18 protein-coding genes are annotated in these 21,328 nt (G+C 70.4%); 8 read left to right on the forward strand and 10 right to left on the reverse strand.

The window, feature by feature from the left end:
• Nucleotides 1-93: 93 nt before the first annotated feature.
• Complete coding sequence (locus V1460_RS16235; RefSeq protein WP_338674428.1) at nucleotides 94-1,692, reverse strand: FAD-binding oxidoreductase; 1,599 nt, start codon at nucleotides 1,690-1,692, stop codon at nucleotides 94-96.
• A gap of 292 nt (nucleotides 1,693-1,984) precedes the next feature.
• Between V1460_RS16235 and V1460_RS16240 the strand changes: the two genes are divergently transcribed.
• The 3 genes from V1460_RS16240 (at nucleotide 1,985) to V1460_RS16250 (ending at nucleotide 5,418) form a co-directional block, all read left to right on the forward strand.
• Nucleotides 1,985-2,584: a TetR/AcrR family transcriptional regulator gene (locus tag V1460_RS16240; protein ID WP_338674429.1), complete on the forward strand. Its 600-nt coding sequence runs from the start codon at nucleotides 1,985-1,987 to the stop codon at nucleotides 2,582-2,584.
• A complete protein-coding gene (locus tag V1460_RS16245; RefSeq protein ID WP_338674430.1) occupies nucleotides 2,581-4,176 on the forward strand; it encodes a glycerol-3-phosphate dehydrogenase/oxidase in 1,596 nt (531 codons plus the stop codon). The genes V1460_RS16240 and V1460_RS16245 overlap by 4 nt, the downstream gene beginning before the upstream one ends.
• Nucleotides 4,177-4,362: 186 nt before the next feature.
• Nucleotides 4,363-5,418 (forward strand): serine/threonine-protein kinase, encoded by a 1,056-nt coding sequence (locus tag V1460_RS16250; protein WP_338678068.1) that lies wholly within the window; start codon nucleotides 4,363-4,365, stop codon nucleotides 5,416-5,418.
• Nucleotides 5,419-5,482: 64 nt separating this feature from the next.
• Here the strand turns inward: V1460_RS16250 and V1460_RS16255 are convergent, their stop codons facing one another.
• Nucleotides 5,483-7,111, reverse strand: coding sequence for a SpoIIE family protein phosphatase (locus tag V1460_RS16255; RefSeq protein ID WP_407077466.1), 1,629 nt, complete (start codon nucleotides 7,109-7,111; stop codon nucleotides 5,483-5,485).
• Between the two features lie 348 nt (nucleotides 7,112-7,459).
• Here V1460_RS16255 and V1460_RS16260 point away from each other — a divergent pair, with 348 nt between their 5' ends.
• The gene (locus V1460_RS16260) at nucleotides 7,460-8,047 is read left to right on the forward strand and encodes a flavodoxin family protein (RefSeq protein ID WP_338674431.1); all 588 of its coding nucleotides are present in this window, start codon (nucleotides 7,460-7,462) and stop codon (nucleotides 8,045-8,047) included.
• A gap of 418 nt (nucleotides 8,048-8,465) precedes the next feature.
• Here the strand turns inward: V1460_RS16260 and V1460_RS16265 are convergent, their stop codons facing one another.
• Entirely contained in the window at nucleotides 8,466-9,185 is a 720-nt protein-coding gene (locus tag V1460_RS16265) for a hypothetical protein (protein WP_338674432.1), read from the reverse strand.
• Nucleotides 9,186-9,441: 256 nt separating this feature from the next.
• Nucleotides 9,442-10,227 (reverse strand): SDR family oxidoreductase, encoded by a 786-nt coding sequence (locus V1460_RS16270; protein WP_338674433.1) that lies wholly within the window; start codon nucleotides 10,225-10,227, stop codon nucleotides 9,442-9,444.
• Between the two features lie 358 nt (nucleotides 10,228-10,585).
• On the opposite strand from V1460_RS16270, the gene V1460_RS16275 reads away from it, so the two are divergent.
• Nucleotides 10,586-11,155, forward strand: coding sequence for a hypothetical protein (locus V1460_RS16275; protein ID WP_338674434.1), 570 nt, complete (start codon nucleotides 10,586-10,588; stop codon nucleotides 11,153-11,155).
• Nucleotides 11,156-11,232: 77 nt separating this feature from the next.
• On the opposite strand, the gene V1460_RS16280 is transcribed toward V1460_RS16275, so the two are convergent.
• Nucleotides 11,233-12,537 carry an MFS transporter gene (locus tag V1460_RS16280; protein ID WP_338678070.1) on the reverse strand — a complete coding sequence of 435 codons (1,305 nt, stop codon included), beginning with the start codon at nucleotides 12,535-12,537 and terminating at the stop codon, nucleotides 11,233-11,235.
• Nucleotides 12,538-12,864: 327 nt separating this feature from the next.
• Here V1460_RS16280 and V1460_RS16285 point away from each other — a divergent pair, with 327 nt between their 5' ends.
• The 3 genes from V1460_RS16285 (at nucleotide 12,865) to V1460_RS16295 (ending at nucleotide 14,240) form a co-directional block, all read left to right on the forward strand.
• Nucleotides 12,865-13,074, forward strand: coding sequence for a hypothetical protein (locus V1460_RS16285; RefSeq protein WP_338674435.1), 210 nt, complete (start codon nucleotides 12,865-12,867; stop codon nucleotides 13,072-13,074).
• Between the two features lie 28 nt (nucleotides 13,075-13,102).
• Entirely contained in the window at nucleotides 13,103-13,576 is a 474-nt protein-coding gene (locus V1460_RS16290; protein ID WP_338674436.1) for a hypothetical protein, read from the forward strand.
• 133 nt (nucleotides 13,577-13,709) lie between these two features.
• A complete protein-coding gene (locus V1460_RS16295; RefSeq protein WP_338674437.1) occupies nucleotides 13,710-14,240 on the forward strand; it encodes a DUF1153 domain-containing protein in 531 nt (176 codons plus the stop codon).
• Nucleotides 14,241-14,365: 125 nt separating this feature from the next.
• On the opposite strand, the gene V1460_RS16300 is transcribed toward V1460_RS16295, so the two are convergent.
• The 5 genes from V1460_RS16300 to aspA all read right to left on the reverse strand — a co-directional run bounded on the left by V1460_RS16300 (nucleotide 14,366) and on the right by aspA (nucleotide 21,265).
• Entirely contained in the window at nucleotides 14,366-14,866 is a 501-nt protein-coding gene (locus V1460_RS16300; RefSeq protein WP_338674438.1) for a universal stress protein, read from the reverse strand.
• A gap of 5 nt (nucleotides 14,867-14,871) precedes the next feature.
• Nucleotides 14,872-16,128: an SLC13 family permease gene (locus tag V1460_RS16305; protein ID WP_338678071.1), complete on the reverse strand. Its 1,257-nt coding sequence runs from the start codon at nucleotides 16,126-16,128 to the stop codon at nucleotides 14,872-14,874.
• 267 nt (nucleotides 16,129-16,395) lie between these two features.
• Nucleotides 16,396-17,397 carry a glutathione S-transferase C-terminal domain-containing protein gene (locus tag V1460_RS16315; protein WP_338678072.1) on the reverse strand — a complete coding sequence of 334 codons (1,002 nt, stop codon included), beginning with the start codon at nucleotides 17,395-17,397 and terminating at the stop codon, nucleotides 16,396-16,398.
• 414 nt (nucleotides 17,398-17,811) lie between these two features.
• Complete coding sequence (locus V1460_RS16320) at nucleotides 17,812-19,692, reverse strand: hypothetical protein (protein ID WP_338674439.1); 1,881 nt, start codon at nucleotides 19,690-19,692, stop codon at nucleotides 17,812-17,814.
• 97 nt (nucleotides 19,693-19,789) lie between these two features.
• A complete protein-coding gene (gene aspA, locus V1460_RS16325) occupies nucleotides 19,790-21,265 on the reverse strand; it encodes an aspartate ammonia-lyase (protein ID WP_338674440.1) in 1,476 nt (491 codons plus the stop codon).
• Between the last annotated feature and the right edge of the window lie 63 nt (nucleotides 21,266-21,328).

A 21,328-nucleotide genomic window follows, 5' to 3' on the forward strand; every position in this document is an offset into this window, starting at 1 on the left:
GTGCGCCTTTCGGAAGGCCGGCCGGGTGAGGGGTCGGTGGCTCTGGGTGGTGGGTGGTGACGGGTGCCGACGTGCCTCGGCAGGGCGGTGCGGTCAGCGGGTCGGAATCAGGATGCCGGGGCTGAGCACTCCCGAGGGGTCGAGCTCTGCCTTGACGGCCTGCAGGACGCGTACCCCGATGGGACCGATCTCGCGGGCGAACCAGTCGCGGTGGTCGGTTCCGACGCCGTGGTGGTGGCTGATGGTGCCACCGGCCTCGATGATCGCGTCGTTGGCGGCTTGCTTGACCGGGGCCCAGTGGGCGACCGGGTCCTCACCCTGTGCCGAGACCACGGTGAAGTACAGCGACGCACCGTTCTCGTAGACATGCGAGATGTGGCACATGACCAGCGGCGGTGTGCCCGCCTCGGTGAGCTTGGCGGTCAGGGTCCGACGGACGGCGTCGTAGAGCACCGGCAGATTCGACCAGAACGTGGCCGTCTCCAGTGTCTCCGCGAACGCCCCGGCGTTCAGCAGGGAGTCCCGCAGGTAGGGGGCGTTGTAACGGCCGTGCGCCCAGCGCTCGCCCGGCTCCTCGCCCGCGAACTCGCCGCCGCACGCCAGGAGTACCTTCCGGGCCTGCGTGCGTCGCTCCGCGGTGTCCTCGGCGGTGCCCTCGTATCCGGCGATCGCCATGCATCCGGCGGCCGACGGATCGGCGCTGCCGATCTTGTCCGGCTGCGCCAGGCCGATGAAGGTCTCCGACTCGTCCGACAGCCGCAGCACGGTCGGCCGAGGGCCGTCCTGGGCGAGCTTGCGCAGCGCCGCCGCACCGGCCTCGAACGACGGGAAGCGCCAGCCTTCGTAGATACGGACCTGGGGCAGTGGACGGATCCTGACGGTGACGGAAGTGATCACGCCCAGTGCGCCCTCGGAACCGAGGACCAGCTGGCGCAGATCAGGGCCGGCTGCCGACCGGGGAGCCCGGCCGGTGTCCAGGGTGCCCTCCGGGGTGGCCACGGTCAGGCCCAGCACCATCTCGTCGAACCGGCCGTACCCGGCGGACGCCTGGCCGCTGGAGCGGGCGGCCGCGAACCCGCCGATGGACGCCCACTCGTACGACTGGGGGAAATGGCCCAGGGTGAAGCCCCGCTCGTTCAGCAGCGCTTCGGCCTGCGGCGCACGCAGGCCCACCTGGAGGGTGGCGGTGCGGGAGATCTCGTCCAGGGCGGTCAGCCCGTCCAGCCGGCGCGGGTCCAGCGCGATGAACAGCCGCTCACCCTGTGGGGCCAGACCGCCCACGACCGACGTCCCGCCGCCGAAGGGCACGGCGGCCAGGCCGAGCTCGGCGCAGGCGCGCAGCACGGCGAGCACCTCGTCATGGCCGCCCGGCAGCACGACCGCTGCCGGGACGTCGTCGGTCTCCCCGGCGCGGATGCGCAGCAGGTCCGGGGTCGACTTGCCGCGCGTGTGCCGGAGGCGGCTCTCGGCGTCGGTCCGCACGTGCTCCGCCCCGCCGACGAGCTCGGCGAGCGTCCGGAGGGCCTTGTCGCCGAGCGGGGTCTCGGCGACCGGAATGTCGCCGAGCTCGGCGGGACCGCTCTCGCGGGGCACGACCCCGAGCAGGTCGCGCAGCAGGCCGGTCACCGATTCAGGCAGCGGGGCCGCCTTGGCCGGGTCTCCCCAGCCGCTCCACAACATGTCGGTCGCCATCACTCGAGTCTTTCCTCACCGTCGGTTTCGCGGGTGCGCAGTGCCGCGAGGGCTGTCAGGCCGTGTTTGAGTCCCCGGCGCCCGGCGCCCGGCGCCCGGCGCCCGGCGCCCGGCGCCCGGCGCCCGGCGCACCGGACTCCGCGAGCCCCGTCATCGGACGGACGGCGCCGGTTCTCGCATACGGCCCGGGGCTTGGTCTCCCCTCGGCCTCGGGGCCGGGGGATCCCCATCGGGGTGCGCTCGCGCGTGCCCTCCGGTTCGGTCGCCCCTGCACTGCATTACACTGTGACAGATGACGCCCATTCGTCACAACCATGCGGACCAAGATGCCGTCCTCGACGCGGCACGCGACTGCGTCCTGGCCGTCGGCGTGCGCCGTACCACGCTCACCGACGTGGCCCGCCGCGCCGGTGTGTCCCGGATGACGCTGTACCGTCGCTGGCCCGATGTGCGCTCCCTCGTCGGCGACCTGATGACCAGGGAATGGATCAGCGTCGCGGTCGCGACCATGCCCGCCGTCGTGGCGGGCACCCCCACCCGCACGCGGCTCGTGGACGGCCTTGTGGCCGGAGTCGGCGCCTTCCGGGCCCATCCGCTGTTCCACAAGATCCTCGACGTCGATCCCGAACTGCTCCTGCCGTATGTGCTCGACCGCCGCGGCGCCAGCCAGGAAGCACTGCTCGGGCTGATCACGGCTGCCCTGGCGGAAGGCCACGCGGATGGATCCGTCCGCAAGGAGCACACCGACCTGCAGGCCCGTGCGCTGCTGCTCGTCGTCCAGTCCTTCACGCTCTCGCTGCGCACGATGACCGACGAGGCCGATCCCCGCCTCACCGACGCGGCCTTCCTCGAAGAGCTGCGGACCCTTCTGGAGAGGATCCTCACCCCATGAGCCGCCCCGCTGCCGCCTCGCACGCCGCCTCCGCCTCGTCGCTCACCGCGGCCCGTCGCGCCCGCGAACTCGCCCGGCTGGCCGAGGACGGCCGGGTGGACGTGCTCGTCGTCGGACTCGGCGCCACCGGTGCAGGAGCCGCCCTCGACGCCGCCACACGTGGCCTGAACGTCGTCGCCATCGACGCCCATGACTTCGCCTTCGGCACCTCCCGGTGGAGTTCCAAACTGATCCACGGCGGACTGCGCTATCTGGCCACCGGCCAGCTCGACGTCGCCCACGAGAGCGCTGTCGAGCGCGGCATCCTGATGGAACGCACCGCGCCGCACCTGGTGCGGGCCCAGCCGTTCGTCCTGCCGCTCACTCCGCTCGTCTCGCGCGGTCAGGCCGCTCTCGCCCAGGCCGGATTCCTCGCCGGTGACGTGCTTCGGCTCGCCGCCCGCACCTCACGCCGCACCCTTCCGGCCCCTCGCACGCTCTCCGCTGTCGAGACCCGGCACATGGCCCCCGCGTTGCGACCCGCAGGGCTCCGCGGCGGGCTGCTGTCCTGGGACGGGCAGCTCGCCGACGACGCCCGCCTCGTCACCGCGATCGCCCGGACCGCCGCAGCACACGGCGCTCGCGTCCTCACCCGCACCCGCGCGCTCTCGCTGACCGGCGGCGGCGCCACCGTCCGCGACGAACTCACCGGCGAGAGCATCGAGATCCGGGCCCGGGCCGTCATCAACGCGACCGGAGTCTGGGCCGGCGGCCTCGTCGGCGACATCCGGCTGCGCCCCTCCCGAGGCACTCACCTGGTGCTCCGCTCCGAGTCGCTCGGCGGCCTCGCGGCGGGACTGCACATCCCCATCCCCGGGGAGAGCAACCGCTTCGTCCTCGTCCTGCCGCAGGGCGACGGCCGGGTGTACGTCGGGCTGACCGACGAACCGGTGGACGGGGACATCCCCGACGTGCCCGAAGTGCCCGAGACGGACATAGGCTTCCTGCTCGACACACTGGGCTCCGCACTCGACATCCCCCTCAGCCGTGACGACATCGTCGGAGCCTTCGCAGGACTGCGGCCCCTGCTCGACACCTCCGGAGCGGAAGGCTCCGGCCGCACCGCCGACATCTCCCGCAAACATGCCGTGCTCACCTCGACGGAAGGCGTGGTGACCGTCGTCGGCGGCAAGCTCACCACGTACCGCCGAATGGCTCAGGACGCCGTGGACCGCGCCGTCGCCGCACGAGGTCTGACCGCCGGTCCGTGCCGAACCACCGACACACCCCTGGTCGGTGCCGCCCGCCCTGGCACCCTGGCGACGCTCAGCGCACCCCGGCGCCTGGTCCGCCGCTACGGCACGGAGGCCCCCGCCATCCACGCTCTGGCCCTCGCCGACTCCGAGTTGGCCAGGCCGGTCCTTCCCGGCAACCCGACCATCCGGGCTGAACTGTTCTGGGCGGTCCGGTATGAAGGCGCCCTCGACGAAGCCGACCTGCTCGACCGGCGCACCCGTATCGGCCTCGTGCCCGAGGACCGTGCGGCGGCGCTCACCGCGGCACGCGACGCCCTGGCCCGGGGGACGGCGGTCGTGGACCCGGCCGAGGCCTGAGGCATGCCGGGCGGCGTCCGGCGGACCCGTACCGGCGCCCCGCCTCGCGTGACCACGCGAGGCGGGGCGCCGAGTCCGTCCGCGGGCAGCACACCGGGCACCGGCACGGCCCGCTGGATAGACTTCGCCCATGTGGGAGCGGCATACCGCGCCGGAACGGGACGACGAGCGCCCCCGGACCCGCTGATGGATCCGGCGCAGGGCGAGGTGAACCCGTACGCCGGGCGGCCGTCCGGCCTGATCGGCGAGCAGATCGCGGGCTACCGCGTGGAGCGTGAGATCGGACGCGGCGGCATGGCCGTCGTGTACCAGGCGCGGGACCTGCGCCTGGACCGCACTGTGGCACTCAAACTGCTTGCCCCGGAGCTTGCCCGCAACGACACCTTCCGGCGCCGCTTCACCCATGAGTCCCGCGTGGCCGCCGCGATCGACCATCCCCATATCGTGCCGGTCTTCGAGGCGGGCGAGACCGAGGGCATCCTGTACATCGCGATGCGCTATGTCTCCGGTCTCGACCTGCGCGCCCTGCTCGACCGCGACGGACCGCTGCCCACGGCCACGGCCATCCGCATCACCGCTCAGGTGGCGTCAGCCCTCGACGCGGCACATGAGCACGACCTGGTCCACCGGGACGTCAAGCCCGGCAACATCCTGGTCGCCAAGGGCACCGACAGCGACCACCCCGAGCATGTCTACCTCACCGACTTCGGGCTGACGAAGAAGTCGCTGTCGCTCACTGGATTCACCACCGTCGGCGAATTCGTCGGCACCCTCGACTACGTGGCACCGGAGCAGATCTCCGGTCGCCCGGTGGACGCTCGATGCGACCTCTACAGCCTTGCCTGCGTGGTGTACGAGGCCCTCACCGGCAAGCCGCCCTTCCAGCGTGACGAGGACATCGCGCTGCTCTGGGCACACCAGTACGACCAACCGCCTCTCCTGAGCGAGCGACGCCCCGGCAGCGAGCCCGGACTCGACGGTGTGCTCGCCAAGGCGCTCGCGAAGGTGCCGGACGACCGTTTCGACTCCTGTCTCGAATTCGTCGCGGCCATGCGTGCCGGCTCGGCGGGCGGGGGCGGTGTCGGCAGTCACCCGCAGACTCGGGTGGACACCCTGGTCGCGGTGTCCCCGGCGTCCACCCCGCCCCCGGTGTATCCGAATCCTCCGCCCGGCCCGCCGGACTGGGCCGCGCCGGTGTTCCGCCGGGCCGCGGTGGGCGGAGCGGATCCCGCGAACGCCTGACAGTGAGGATTGATCGTGGCATCGCCCGCGTCGTGTACGCGGGCCCCGACACTCCGGCGCTCCCTCACGCGCCGGTGAGGAGCACCTGCTCGGCCCAGATGGTCTTGCCGGTCGGTGTGTGCCTGGTGCCCCAGCGGTGCGCGAGCTGGGCGATGAGGAGCAGCCCGCGGCCCCCTTCGTCGTAGGTGCGGGCGCGGCGCAGATGCGGGCTGGTGTTGCTGGTGTCGGAGACCTCGGTGGTCAGGGTGTCGTCGTGGCGGAGGAGGCGGAGCCGGATGGGCGGAGTGCCGTAGCGGATGGCATTGGTGACCAGTTCGCTGACGATGAGTTCGGTGACGTACGTGCTGTCCGGGATCTGCCAGGTGAGGAGTTGGTCGGCGGCGTGATGCCGGGCCTGGGCGACGATCGCGGGATCGTCGGGGAGCGTCCAGTCGGCGATCTGCCCGGCACCGAGGGTGCGGGTACGGGCCATGAGGAGAGCGATGTCGTCGCTCGGCGGCCGGGTGAGAAGAGTGGTGAGGAGGCGGTCGGCCAGGGTGTCCAGTGTGGAGGCTGGCCGGGCGAGTGTGGTGAACATCGTGTCGAGCGTCTCGTCGATGTCCTGGTGGTGGGGCTGGAGGAGCCCGTTCGTGAAGAGGGTGAGCACAGTGCCTTCGGGCAGCTCGATGTCGACGGTCTCGAAGGGCAGACCCCCCAGGCCGAGTGGCGGACCCGCCGGAACGTCGAGGAAGTACACCGTGCTGTCCGGTGTGACGATGGCGGGCGGGGGATGCCCCGCCCGAGCGAGGACGCAGTGCCGGCTGGTGGGGTCGTAGACGGCGTAGAGGCAGGTGGTTCCGACACCCGACTCGGTCTCGGGTGCGTCGTCGGGTGTGCCGTCCGTGGACAGATGGATGACGAGGTCATCGAGGTGGGTCAGCAGTTCGTCGGGGGGCAGGTCGACATCTGCGAGGGTGCGCACCGCGGTGCGCAGCCGGCCCATGGTCGCAGAAGCCCGGATGCCGTGGCCGGCGACATCGCCGACGACGAGTGCGACCCGTGCGCCGGACAGTGGGATGACGTCGAACCAGTCGCCGCCCACCCCGGTGTCACCCCCGGCGGGCAGATAGCGGCTGGTGATGTCGAGCGCGGCCTGGTGGGGGAGCGTGTGGGGGAGCAGGCTGCGCTGGAGCGTCATCGTGGTGGTGCGTTCGCGGGCGGTGCCGATGCGCGCCGCTTCGGCGATGAGCGACTCGCGCTGGGTCGCGGGGGCCTGTCGGGCCGTGTCGGCGATGCGATGTGCCACCAGGCATACGCCGCGTACCCGCCGGTCGGAGTCGCGCAGAGGGACCGCCGTCGCGGGCTGTCCGGATCCGAGCGGCAGCCGGGTCTCATGGCGGTCACCGGTTCCGAGCGCCGTGCGCAGCGAGGCCTCGACCGTTTCGCCCAAAGGACCGGGAAGGATCTCCGGCAGGAGCAGCCCGGGGGGCGGGGTATCGGTGAGACCGAGCTCGCCCGCCATCCCGGCGTTCGCCCGGACCAGGCGCAGGTCCGCGTCGAAGACGGCCACGGCGCAGGGATGTTGGGTGAACGCCCATTCGCGCAGTTGTACCGCGAGCTGTTCGTCCAGCGGCCCACGGTCGGAGCGGTCCTCGGGGACGCACGACCGAGCTGCGGAAGGGGAAGAAGTGGGGGGCTGCTCCATTGCGGTCATCTCGCCGTCGCTTGCTCGTGGTGCGCACGGTCGTGTGCTCGTGTGCGCGCCTTCGCGCGGAGTCCTGTGCAGGCCAGAGCCAGGGCGCTACTGACCAGCATGATCCTGCGGCGCGAGGAGCACCAGCGGCGCGGCGGAAGTCCGGCCCGGCAACACATGCACCGACGCCCGGACAGGATCCAGGCCGGCATCCTGTGCCCACTTGCGCGACCACGGCCGGTCCTGTCTCCGGGACGCGACACAAACCAGAAGTTTGCGCTTTCTAAAAGAAAGTGCTTACCTCTGGTTGGGCGCCACTGCCTGGTGGCGCCGCCCCGCATGTCATCCAGCGTTACGAGGAGCACTCACGTGACTACCGCTGTCGTCTCGATCGCCTACCACTCCGGATACGGGCACACCGCTGTCATCGCGGAGGCCGTGGCCGCGGGCGCGGCTCGTGGTGGCGCCGAAGTCCATCTGGTGAAGGTCGACGAGATCACCGAAGCCGGATGGGAGCTGCTGGACCGCTCCGATGCGATCGTCTTCGGGTCACCCACCTACATGGGCACCGCGTCAGGCGCCTTCCACGCCTTCGCCGAAGCCACGTCGAAGCGCTGGTTCGCCGACGCGTGGCAGGGCAAGCTGGCAGCCGGCTTCACCAACTCTGCCTCCAAGAGCGGAGACAAGCTGCACACCCTGCAGTTCTTCCAGATCCTCGCCGCCCAGCACGGTATGCACTGGATCGGGCTCGGCCACAAGCCCGGCTGGAACTCCAGCACCGGTTCCGAGTGCGACCTCAACCGCCTCGGGATCTTTCTCGGTGCGGGTGCCCAGACCAACTCGGACGCGGGGCCCGAGGCCGTACACAAGGCCGACATCGCCACCGCTGAACACCTCGGCCACCGTGTCGCCGAGACGACGCGGGTCTTCGTGGTGGGTCGCGCGGCCGTCGCCTGAGCTTCTTGCCCGGCCTTTGTACGGGTGCCCCGCACACGCCGACAGCGTGTGCGGGGCACCCGTACAAAGGTCGGTGCTGCGCGATGTCGGCCGCGCTCCCGCTGCTCTCGTGAGTCGAACGATCCCCCGCGGCTTGTCCGGTGGGTGCGCCGACCATCCCGAACGTCCCCACCGGGCGAGCGCGATCGACGGAACGCCGACGATCACTTCACAATGTCGCGATCGGCTCTCGTTGCCGAGAGGGCTCAACTGAGCTTTTTCAGACACCTTTTGATGGGACAATCAATCATCCCGTTCGCGGCGGCTCCACAACCGCTCATCCTGCCGTCAGAGTCCGGCGGTACACAGGAAGACCCGCCGTCGCAGTGGTCTCCACAGCGGCGGCGGGTCGGTTCCCCTGACGTGATCGGGGCACGTGTCAGCGGTCGAGCGCCTCGTACAGCCCTCGGCCCGCGCGGTGGACGCGGGAGGTGGCGACGAGGCGGTCCAGGGTGCTGCGGACGGTGTTGATGCTGCCGGCGCTGTCGTCGCGGCCGATGGCCTGGGCCACATCACGGGCACGCAGCGCCGTTCCGGAACTGCCCGTGAGGACGGTCAGCACCTGGTCGGTGAGTCCGCTGCCGTCCACGGCCGCGTGCTGTGCGGGCTTCGGGGCCGACGCACCACCGCGCTTCGCTGTCCTGGTGGTTGCCGATTTCCTGGAGGGGCGGCGCCCGTCCGCCTGCTTCACTGCCGCCTTGGCCGTGGTGCGCTTCGCCGTGGCGCCGGTGGCCTTGCGTGCCTTTCGGGACGACTTGGTCCCGCTCGGCTCGGTGGCGACGGCCTCTCGCGCATCCGCCGGTGCGGACTCCACGGCCTGGGTATCCTGCTCCACCACCGTGTCTGCCGCGGGCTCCGGCGAGCGCCGCACCGCGGCGCGGGTGACCTGCTCGTCGGCGGTGGTGCGAGGACGGGGGAGGTTGGTGGCCGACAGGACGCTCAGCGCCGTCAGTGCGCCGCGCACTGATTCCAGCCGTTCGGAGACCACTGCAAGCTCGGCCTGCAACACCTCCTGCTGCTTCTCCAGTTGGGGAAGCTCTGCGCGGAGCAGTGCTGTTGTGGCTTCGACGCTGCCGGTTGCGGTGACTTCTGCTGTCATTGGTGCGCTCCAGAGAAGTGAGAGTGCGTCTTGGGACGTGCCTGCGTGGCTTCGGGGTGCGACCGCCGCCATGACGGTGGCACATGCACGTGTGACTGTCTCAAGTCGCCGCTCAGTTGTGTTGCCTTCGCCCTAGGGGGCGAGAGCGACACCGTACCACCGCGGTACCGCATGCGAGGTGGCCGGAACCGCATCGTGAAGGCGAGCGGACGGCGCCCGACGCCCGGCAAGTGCCCCCCCAGAGCGCCGATGCCGCTCACACCTGCCGCAGAGCCCCGCCGTCAACTCCCCATTCGGATCCGGTGACTTGGCAGGCCAGTGGGGAGAGCAGATAAGCCACCACCGGCGCGACATCGTCCGGGCTTCCGATCCGCCCCGACGGTAGCCGGCGCACCTCGCGGATGAAGTGGTCGACCGCCTCGTCCGCGGGCAGTCCGAAACGCTCGCCGAGCTGCTCGGCGAAGCCGCCTGGCGCGTCGAACAGGGCGGTTCTGGTGGGACCGGGCAGCACGACGTTCGAACGCACACCCTGCGGACCGAACTCACCTGCAAGGGTCTTGGACACCGACAGCAGGGCGGTCTTCGCCGCCGAGTAGTCGGCGATGGCCGGCTCGGGCAGGCGGGCGGCCTCGCTCGCGACATGCACGATGGACGCGGCGTCGGACTTCACGAGTACGGGCAGGGCTGCACGGGTCATGCGCACCGCCGAGTGGAAGTTGGTTTCGAACGCCGCTCCCCAGTCCTTGTCGGAGATGTCGAGGAATCCCTGGTGGGACCGCAGCGCTCCGACGTTGTTGACCAGTCCGTCGAGCCGTCCGTGGCGCTCGACGACCTGCTCGACGACGTATTCCGCGGCCTCCGGCTCCGCCAGGTCCGCGGTGACGGTGCTGCCCCGCCCGTCGGGGGCGTCGAGCGTCCAGGGTTTGCGGGCGACACCGACGACCCTGGCCCCTTCGGCGGCCAGCAGTCTGGCCGCAGCGGCGCCGATTCCCGATGAGGCGCCGGTGATGAGGTACACGCGGTCTTCGATATGCAGATCCATCGGGGTTCCTCGAAAAGAGCGGCGATGGGCAACGGGGACCACCTGCCGGCGGTCGGATGGCCATCCGACGGTGGGTGGCGGCAGAGACGTCAAACTACCGGCCTCGTCCGCCGCCGTCGGGTGCGCGAACGAGGCGCCGCGGAGCTCTTGCCAAAAGTCACCCGAACGCGGAGCGGGGTGGGTGGCATCGAGGGTGCGAGAACCTGGCATCACTTCACCGACACGCTCCTACTGGTAGATTCAGGGCAAATTCGGCGACCCCGGTCGCTGGATGCCGGGTGCGGAGCGGTTCGCGGTGGTCGCGCTTCCCGTCCGCCTCATTGCGTGTACCTGTACGAATCAAGGTCGGGAGTGGGTCATGCGGAGGTTCTGGGCAGCGGGCGTGAGTCTTGTCGTGGCGGCTGCGGGAGTGATGAGCGGCGCCGGTACGGCCGGTTCGGCACCGCACCGCGCGCCGGCTGCGGCTGCCGGGTGCTCGACCGTCTGGGGGAGTGGTGCCAAGTCCGCCGAGAACACGGAAGGGAAGTCACTGAAGAACATCACGACGAGTCGGGGGAAGTGCTACGACCGCATGGTCTTCGAGGTCGGTGGGGCCGCGCGGAGCCTCGGCTACCGGGTGGGATACGTGGACGCCTTCCGTCGTGACGGTTCCGGTGACGCGATGCGCGTGGCCGGAGGTGCCATCCTCCAGATCTTCGTGTCCGCGTCGAGCTGCGATCCGAACACCTTGCGACAGACGTACGCGGGCCGGGCCGGGAAGCCGTTGCCAGGGGTGGACGTCACCGGCTACAAGACCTTCCGCGACGCCAGGTTCGGATCGAGTTTCGAAGGTCGGACACAGGTCGGGCTCGGTGTCCGGGCCAGGCTCCCCTTTCGGGTGACGCAGTCGCACGGCAAGCTTGTCGTGGACGTGGCACACACCTGGTGAACCCGGCAGCCGCCCGGGCGGCTCGCAGCGCACCAGGCGGGGCTCGGGGCCGACTGCCTCTCCTCGGCCTCGGCCGACTATCTCTCCTCCGTCTTCCGCGGCACGCACCGCCACGCGAGCCCCGCGGCGGCCAGATAGGCCAGCGCTCCCACGGCCATGCTGGTGCGCAGTCCCGCACCGTAGCCGGCCGCGGTGGCGAGCAGCGTGCCGCCCAGTGCCACGCCGGTGGCGCTGCCGATCTGCCGTGCCGTGTTGAACAGGGCGGACGCGGTCCCCGAGTATCCCGTCGGCGCAGCGCCCATCACCGTGGCGGTCGAGCCGGTGAGGGCGAAGGAAGTGCCGAATCCCGCGGCCATCATGGGTGCCACGAGCAGCGGATACGCTGGGTCGTCCCCCGCGGCGACCCAGCCCGCCAACCCCATTGCGGCCAGGAGCATCCCGGAGATCACCAGGGGGCGGTGACCGGTGCGACGACTCAACCGCCCCGACAGTGCGGAGGCGAACATCGTCATCGCCACCGCCGGGAACAGCGCTGCTCCCGCATCGATGGCGCTGTAGCCGCGCTGGTGCTGGAAGTCCAGGCTCGCGGTGAAGACCATGCCGTAGAAGGCGAAGTTGAACAGCAAGCCGATGGCGGCACCACCGCTCGTCGCACGCGAGCGCAGCATTCCCAGGGGCAGCGCGGGTGACCGGGCGAGCCGTTCGCGTACCGCGAAAGCCGCGGTGGCCAGCACCGTCAGCCCCGCCCCGGCGAGCACGAAAGGATCGGACCAGCCGCGCCGTCCGAATTCGTTGAGCGTCGCGGTCAGCGCCGCCACCGCCGTCACGACCGCCAACTGGGCGGGCCAGTCCAGTGCCCGTGCCGGGTGCCGGGGTGAGCGCGAGACCAGGCGCAGCGTCAGCGCGATACAGACGATGCCGACGGGCACATTGATGAGGAACACCCAGCGCCAGCCCACGGTGGACACGATGAGCCCGCCCAGCAAGGGTCCCGCCGAAGCGGCGATTCCGGCCAGCGACCCCCAGAGGCCGAACGCCCGGGCACGGCTGATCTTGTCGGGGTAGGCCTGCTGGAGCAACGCCAGCGATCCGGGCACGATCAGCGAGGCGCCGAGCCCTTCCAGAAGCCGGGCGGCGACCAGGGCCGGGGTGTTCTGCGCGAGCGCGCACGCGGCCGACGACGCGATGAACACCCCCACGCCGACACAGAAGATTCGGCGGTTGCCCAGACGGTCGCCCAGCGTGCCACCGGTCATCAGCAGCCCCGCGAACACCATCGTGTATCCGTCGGTGATCCACTGGATCGCGGGGAGCGAGGCCGACAGGTCGTGGCCGATGACCGGTACGGCCACATTGATGATCGTGACATCCAAGATCACCATGAAGTATCCGGCGCCCGCGGCCAGCAGCGGCCCCCACGAATGTCTCCCCGGTGCCGGGGTCGGCTCGGACGACACGTCCTCAACTCCATCCTGCAGGGAGATCGCCACCGAAAGCCACGATAGGCGAAATGTGAACTCTCGACGATTTGTCAAGCCCCGAGTCTCAGCGGCGTGACGGGAATTGCTCGACGGGGGTTAATCGAGGCATGAGTTCACGTGAATCACGTGGACGTTCTCATCCAGTGAAGGAGAAACATCATGGCTCGGACTTCCCGCACGCGGCGTCTTGTCGTACTGAGTGCCTCGACCGCTCTGGCCGCGGGAGGCGTGCTGCTTCCCACGAGCGCTTTCGCGGTCACGGATCCGTCACATGCGGTGACCGCGAAGGCGGCCGCTCAGGGTGACCACTGGCGTCACGGAAAGCACGGCAAGCGCGACGGCGGAGGAAACCAGGGCGTCGGAAGGGGAAACGTCGTCATCATCATCGGAAATGGAAATACGGTGCCGATCAACAATGGCACCGTCAACAATCGCTGAATTTCCTGAGTTGCAGGGAGAAGGAATCATGTCTCGTAATATCAACACCCACGCCCTTTCCCGGCCCAAGCGTCCGCGCTTCCGCCTCGTGGCGGTGCTCGCATCGGCCACGATGATCGGCGGGGCGGCCTTCTTTCCGGCCACTGCCATGGCCGACCCGAAGCCCGCCTCGCCCGTGGTCAGCCTCGCCGGCCATCACCCTGAGGTCAGGGCCGGCACGGGTGGTGCCGGTGGTGACGGGATCTTCGGTGGCACGGGTGGTGCCGGTGGTGACGGGATCTTCGGTGGCACGGGTGGTGCCGGTGGTGACGGGATCTTCGGCGGCAAGGGCGGCAAGGGTGGCACCGGAGTCTTCGGTGGCAAGGGCGGTGCCGGTGGTGACGGGATCTTCGGTGGCACGGGTGGTGCCGGTGGTGACGGGATCTTCGGCGGCAAGGGCGGCCCAGGCGGTAACGGGGTCTTCGGCGGCACCGGCGGTCCGGGCGGCGTCGGCATCTTCTGATCCCGGCCGTCCGATGGTCCGGCCCCTCACGTCCGGACCATCCCGCCCCTCATGGAGGCCCCGGTCTGCCGGGGCCTCCATGCACACGGCGGGTGAGAACAGCACCCCCCGGACCCACGAAATGGAGACCCTCATGTCCGGAAACCTGTGGCAGCGTCCTGCCATCCTCATGACGACCGCGGCGGCCCTCGCCCTCGGCTCTGCGTGCGCCGCGACCCCGTCGCACAACTCCCCCACACCACCTCGTGCCGCTCGCGGCAACCATGCGGCTCATGGCACGGACAGCGGCGGGGACGGTCTGCTCGGCCGACCGGGTGAGCCCGGAAAGCCCGGTGTGGGAGGGCGTGGCGGTGACGGCGGGCGCGGTGGCGACGCGCTCTTCGGGGGAACGGGAGGGCGTGGCGGTGACGGCGGTATCGGCGGACGGGGTGGCGACGGACGCGGTTGCCTGCGGCTGAGCGACCTGCCGGACAAGCCGAAGCAGAGACTCACGGTCGGGGACAGGGTGCGGATCGTGATGGTGGTCCTGTACGGGGACGCTACGAGCGCCGAAGTCGCGAGAAAGTACCAGCTCTCACAGAACGACGTCGACACCTGGAAGGAGCAGTTCCTCGACGGGGACTGGTTCGCCCTGGCCGGTGTGGGACCGCCCTTCTCCTCCTGACGTATGACGTCGGCCGAGAGCCGCGGAGCCCGGCAGTGAGTGCCGGGGGCGGGCCGCTGTTCCTCGGCGCCGGGAACGCCCCGGGAGCTCGGTGCCCCGTACGACGTCATACGGCATCACGCGACTCAACCGCAGTGATGCGGCCCGTGTGGTGACGGTGGCAGGGTGGATGCGCAGGGTGCCGCCTCCGGCCACACCAGCAGCACGGAGCACGGCGCATGGTCCACGATGAAGCGGCCGGCGGGACTGAGGCTGGGCGGGCCGAGGTGCGAGCGGTCGCCGTCGCGGGCGATGACCAGCAGCTCGGCGCCTTCGGCTGCCGCGACGACCTCCCGCTCTGCGCGTCCCTGACGTTCCTCGCGGGTGCAGGGACGTCCCAGCCGGTCGGCCGCCGCGGCGAGCAACAGCTCGGCGGACACCGCGGCGATGTGCTCCATCTCCGTACCCGGATCGAGATCGGGACGGGCACGGCCCAGCAGCCCGGCGTACGCGCCACGGGCTGCGCCCGGAACCTCCGGACCCGAGACATGAAGCAGCACGATGTCGGCGTCCTCCGGCGCGTGGGCACGGACCGCGTCGACACACGCGGGCCAGGTTCCCTCCATGATCCAGGCGATGACGGTCATGGTGTTCAGCCTCCGATCACTTGGAGCGATGCCCACAGCGCCAGTACCGACAGCAGCAGCGCCGCGGGCACGGTGAGCAGCCCGAGGCGGGTGAACTCGCCCAGATCCACCTCGGTGTCGTGTTCGCGCACGATACGCCGCCACAACAACGTGGCGAGTGAACCGGCGTAGGTGAGGTTGGGCCCGATGTTCACACCCAGCAGCACGGCGAGTACGGCGCCTGGCCCGACAGAGGCGGTCAGCGGCAGCAGCACCAGCACGGCAGGCAGGTTGTTGATGACGTTGGCCAGTACGGCCGCGAGCGCCGCGACGGCCAGCAGTGCGGCCAGCCCGGTACCGTCCGGCACCACGTGGTCCAGCACATCGGCAAGACCGTTGTCCACGACGGCACGTACCACGATCCCCAGAGCCAGGACGAACGCGAGGAACGGCACCGCCGATGCCCGCACGATCGCGGTGGGGGTGGTGTCGCGCCGATTCAGCGCCCGGCAGGCGAGCACCGCGGCGCCGGCCGCCGCCGCCCATGCCGGGCTGATCCCGAACGTGGACGTCACTACGAACCCAGCCAGCGTGCACACGACCGTGGCCAGGGCGAACACCGGCACCTCGCCGACCGGCGGGGTCCCCGGCAGCTGTGCCCCGGCGTCCAGGTCGGTCGCGAAGAACCGCCTGATGACGATGTACTCGACTCCGACAGCCACCAGCCAGGGCAGCGCCATGAGCGCGGCGAAGCGGGTGAAGCTCAAGCCGCTGGCGGCGAAAGCGAGCAGGTTGGTCAGGTTGGACACCGGCAGGAGCAGCGAGGCGGTGTTGGAGAGATGAGTGCAGGCGTACACGTGAGGTTTCGGCCGGGCGCCGAGGCGGGCGGCGGTGGCGAACACCACGGGGGTCAGTAGCACCACCGTCGCGTCCAGGCTGAGCACCGCGGTGATCAGCGAGGCCGCGGTGAACACATGGAGCAGCAGCCGCCGCGGCCGTCCCGCCGCAGCGCGGGCCATCCAGGCACCGCATGCCCCGAACAGGCCCTCGTCATCACACAACTGAGCCAGCACCAGCACAGCCGCCAGGAAGCCGATGACCGGACCGAGACGTGCGGCCTCCTCCGCCGCGTGGTCGAAGGAGATCGCACCGGTCGCGACCACCAGCACCGCGGCCGGAACGGCGACCACGGCCTCCGGCCAGCCCCACGGGCGCATCACGGCACAGGCCAGGACCGCCACGAGCAGTACGGCGGACAGTGTTTCTGCAAGCGGGGCGCTCAGGGCAGGGGCCTTTCCGGAGAAAGCGCGATGACGGAAGACGGGCTGCCTCCGTACCGTCAGCAGTATGAACGCCGTGAGCACACAAGGATCAGGAAGACTGCTGCCGAGTGTCGTGGATGTCGAGGCCACCTGCTGGGACGGTGGGCCGCTGCCCGGGGCGGTCAGCGAGATCATCGAAATCGGACTGACGGTGGTCGACCTCGACAGGGCCGAACGGGTGGCCCGCCCGGGGCGCCTGGCCCCGATCCACCGGCTGAAGCCGGAATCTCAGTGGGCCGGCGGAGTGTGGTCGGAGGGCACCGCCTCTTCCGGGGCGACCGGCTCGGGCGCCGTGCCCTCGCCGAACGGATGCCCGCCGAGCGACGCACGGTCGTGGGGCGCGAGCCAGTTCTCCAGGTTCGGGCCCACCGGCACGATCCCCGTCGGGTTGATGTCCCGGTGCACCTGGTAGTAGTGCCGCTTGATGTGGTCGAAGTCCACCGTGTCGCCGAAGCCTGGAGTCTGGAACAGGTCCCGCGCGTATGCCCAGAGCAGCGGCATCTCCGCCAGCTTCAGCCGGTTGCACTTGAAGTGACCGTGGTAGACGGTGTCGAAGCGCACCAGCGTGGTGAACAGCCGCACGTCCGCCTCGGTGATCGTGTCGCCCACGAGGTAGCGGGATCGTTCGAGTCGCTCGGAGAGCCGGTCGAGCCGGTCGAACAGACGCCGGTAGGCCTTGGCGTACGACTCCTGAGAGCCGGCGAATCCCGCTCGGTAGACGCCGTTGTTCACGTCCTTGTACACCACGTCGTTCACCGCGTCGATCTCCGCGCGCAGCGCGGGCGGATACAGGAGCGGTGCCCCCTCGCGGTGGTAGGGCTCCCACTCCACCGACATGTCGATGGTGATCTGCGGGAAGTCGTTGGTCACCACCTGGCCCGTCGGTACGTCGACGATCGCGGGGACCGTGATGCCCCGGTCGTACCCCGGGTCGCGGGCGAAGTACGCCTCCTGGAGCCGTTCGATGCCGAGCACCGGATCGCGTCCGCCCGGGTCGAGGTCGAACGTCCAACTGCGCTTGTCGTGGGTGGGCCCAGCGATGCCCATCGGCAGCACTCGCTCGAGCCCGAGCAGCCGCCGCACGATCACCGCCCGGCTCGCCCACGGACAGGCGCGGCTGACCACCAGGCGGTACCTCCCCGGCTCCACCGGGAAGCCGTCGCGTCCATCGGCGGTGATCCGGGTGGTGAGATACCTGCTGTCGCGCGCATACTCGCCACCCGGTTCCACATAGGTCACAACGGAGCCCTACCCCGCGGGCGGCGGAACGAAAATTCGTACGGTGCACGGAAAGAGTTCGGCGGCTCCACATGGGAAAACTGCGTGGGACATCGTGTCGGCGAGTGAGCGGCTACGGACGTGTGGCCGGGGCCGTCCGCGCACGGGCGCGGGTTCCCCGGGTGTGCAGCCACCATCCGGCGACGGCGTAGACGAAGGTGACGTAGAGGAGGACCGCGAGAGCCGCCCCGGCGACGGTGAGGCCGATCCTCGTGGCCGCGAACTCCCAGTCGCCCCGTGCCGTGCTGCATTCCGAGGAACCGGGAGACGACGGTGAGACACAGCGTCCACCAGCCGTGGCGGAAGGGTCCGACCAACTGCATCGCGGGCCGTCGCCCCCGGCAGGTCGTGCACCGGTTTCGCGGCTCAGTTGCGGCGCAGCACACGGTTGGCGGATGTGGCGGCGACGGTGGCCAGGAGCCAGCCCGAGCAGATGAGGAGGAAGGCGAGCCACTGGTAAGGGCCATCCGCCGCGTAGAAGCGGTCCTGGCCCAAGTCGGTGAGGGGTATGAGCAGGTCGAGCGTGTACAGCGGTGCGTTGAACGCGGGGTACGGTCCGTCGCCGACCGGTTTCGGATGGTGCGCGGAGAACAACGCCGACCCCAGGCCCAACAGCAGCAGGAGCAGCCACACCGCTCGCCGGGGCAGGTAGCCGTAGCCGATCACCAGGTCCTGGAGCAGCCCCCAGAGCCGCTGCGGTGCTGGCAGCGTGGCGCGCAGCCGCCGGTGTTTGGCGAGCAGCACGGTCCGGGCGTCGGTGTCCCGGCCGATGCGCTGGTAGTGGGCGGCGAGCTGCTCGTACGGCTGCGGGACGAAGCCCGCGGGGTCCCTTGCGAGCCAGGAGAGGCGATCGGCGGCGGAGACCCGGCCGGGCAGCGCGTCGTACTGCAGGCCGTCCAGCACGAGCGCGCGCGGCCAGGTGGTGCGGTCGTCCCACAGGACGCCGAACTTGGCGAAGCTCATATGGACGCAGCCGGTCGGAGCCTCACGCAACCGCAGCGCGAGCTCCGGAGCGGTGACGCGCCGCAGTATCAACGCGTCCCCGTTCCGGGGAGCGGAGATCGTCGCCCCGTTGAAGGAGATGCGGCTGGCCACGGCGGCGCTGCTGAGCCACACACTGCCCCGCGCGGTGATGTTTTGGCAGTCGATCCGTGCCCCCACCACCAGGTTGCGCGCCCGGAGCGCCATGCCGTCGTGGCCGGTGAGCACAGCGCCTTCCAGCAGCAGCGAACCGCCGATCCTGGCTCCGGAGAACTCCAGTGCGCCCACCGCGACAAGCCCGCGACGCGCGTGGAGGTCCCCTTCGACCTGCAGGCGGAACGCCCGGATCGCCGGGCCGTCGTGATGGGTCAACTGTGCGCCGTCCAGGTTGACCGTGCCCCGGATCTGGGTGTCGCGCAGATCGATGCAGCCGTCCACCCGCACACCCTCGCCGCCTTGCAGATTGCCGTCCACGGTCGCGCACACCAGCCCCAGCGCGGTCTGGCCGCGGCCGGTGCCCCTGCCCGTCAGCGTCGCCTCCTCGATGTGCACCGAACCGCCGACGGACGCGCGGTAGAGGTTGATCGGTCCCTCGTTGACGAAGCCCCGGTCGAGGTGGAGGCTGCCTCCGACGACGAGTTCGGGTGCTCGCAGGCGGGCTTCAGGGCCGAGTAGCCGCGCGGCGCGGAAGCCCAGGTACTCCTGGATGTTCGCGCTGCCCAGGTCGACGGCGCCTTCGCAACGCAGCCCGCTCGCGGACATCCCCTGCTCCACACTCAGCGACTGGGCGTCCAGAGCGGGGCGGCCCGGCAGGGCCTCCAGCCTGGACCCGTCGAGGCTCAGCCAGGCACCGACGGTGAAGGAGCGCAGGTCGAGGGTGCCGGTCACCCGGCAGTCGACGAACTTCGCCTCCCGGGCGGTCGCCGCACCACTGGCCGCGAGTCCGGGCAGGTCACAACCGATCAGTACGAGGGCGTCCAGCCGGGCGCCGCGCAGGATCAGTGGGCTCTCGAAGCCGCACCGATGCATGCGGACGGGCACGGCGACGCCGACATCCGCGAGATCGAGCCCACCGGTGATCCTGGCGCCCCGCAGATGGAGCCTCGCCGTCTGACCGGTCTCCGGAGCAGGGGCGGTGAGCAGCAGTGACCGTACAGCGGCTGCCCCGACCTCGGTGGCATCGCACCACTCACCGCGGCGGTACTGCCGCCACATGTGCTGCTCGTCCGCGGTCCAGTGGTCCGGCGGGCTGAGGGGCGGCGTCACCGTTGTCGGGTCCTCTCCGGTCCGGGCGGTGCGGTGCCGGTGTGCGGCTCCCGCGGCCCGGCGCGGCTGTCCTCAGCCGCCCCAACAGTCAATCACGTCAACGAAGTTGACCGGCTTCCAGGTCGGCGTTCAGACCGGAGTCCAGACCGGTCTCCGGCCCAGGGGCGTGCGGCCGGGCGAGGTTGGCCGGGCGCAGGATGCGCTGGAGCTCCTCCTTCGTGAGCAGCTTCCTGTCGAGCACGAGGTCCTGGACGCTCCGGCCCGTGACGAGTGCCTCCTGCGCGACAGCCGTGGCCTGCTCGTACCCGATGTGCGGGTTCAGTGCGGTCGCCAGACCGATCGAGCAGCCGACGAGGCGTGCGAGGTGCTCGCGGTTGGCGGTGATGCCCGAGACACAACGCTCGGCGAGGGTCGCGCAACCGGCCGTCAGATGGGTCAGGCTCTTCAGCAGGCTGTGCGCGATCAGCGGCTCGAAGGCGTTGAGCTGGAGCTGTCCGGCCTCGGCGGCCATGGTCACCGCCATGTCATTGCCGACGACCTCGAAGGCTATCTGGTTGACCACCTCGGGTATGACCGGGTTGACCTTGCCCGGCATGATGCTGGAACCCGCCTGCACCGGCGGCAGGTTGATCTCGGCGAGCCCCGCGCGCGGGCCGCAGGAGAGCAGCCGGAGGTCGTTGCAGGTCTTGGAGAGTTTGACGGCGACCCGCTTCAGCACGCCCGACAACTGGACGAACGCTCCGGCGTCCTGAGTCGCCTCCACCAGGTCGGCGGCGACGGCGAGCGGAAGTCCGGTGAGGTCCCGCACGTGGTGGCAGGCCAGTTCCGCGTACCGGGGGTGGGCGTTGAGCCCGGTTCCGATGGCGGTGCCACCGAGGTTGATCTCACGGATCAGAGCCCGCGCCTCGGTGAGGCGCTGGCGGTCCTCGTCGAGCATGACGGCGTAGGTGGCGAACTCCTGGCCCAGCGTCATGGGGACCGCGTCCTGGAGCTGCGTACGGCCCATCTTGAGCACATCCGCGAACTCCTCGGCCTTCGCGGCGAACGCGGTGCGCAGCCGGAGCATGGCGTCCAGCAGGCGCTGGGCGGCGAAGTCGAGGGCGATCTTCACGGCGGTGGGGTAGACGTCGTTGGTGCTCTGCCCCGCGTTGACGTGTTCCAGAGGGTGCAGGACCGCGTAGTTCCCCTTCCGCTCGCCGAGGAGTTCCAACGCGCGGTTGGCGATGACCTCGTTGGCGTTCATGTTGGTCGATGTGCCCGCGCCGCCCTGGATCACATCGACCACGAACTGGTCGTGGAGTTTCCCCGAACGGATCTCCGTACAGGCGGCGATGATCGCGTCCGCGCGTGCGGTCGTCAGCAGACCGAGGTCGCGGTTCGCCAGGGCCGCGGCCTGCTTGACGCAGGCGAGTGCGGTGACCAGGTCCGGGTAGCACGAGATCGGTGTGCCGGTGATGGGGAAGTTCTCCACCGCCCGAAGGGTGTGCACTCCGTAGTAGGCGTCTGCGGGGACGTCGCGGTCACCCAGCAGGTCGTGCTCGGTGCGGAACGGTGGGCTGGCGGGCGCGGCCATGGGCTGAGGGCTCCAGATAGGGCGAAGGTGGACCCGAGGGTGGACTCGGGGGTTGCAGGGCTG

The sequence above is a fragment of the Streptomyces sp. SCSIO 30461 genome (assembly GCF_037023745.1).
Taxonomy (GTDB): Bacteria; Actinomycetota; Actinomycetes; order Streptomycetales; family Streptomycetaceae; genus Streptomyces.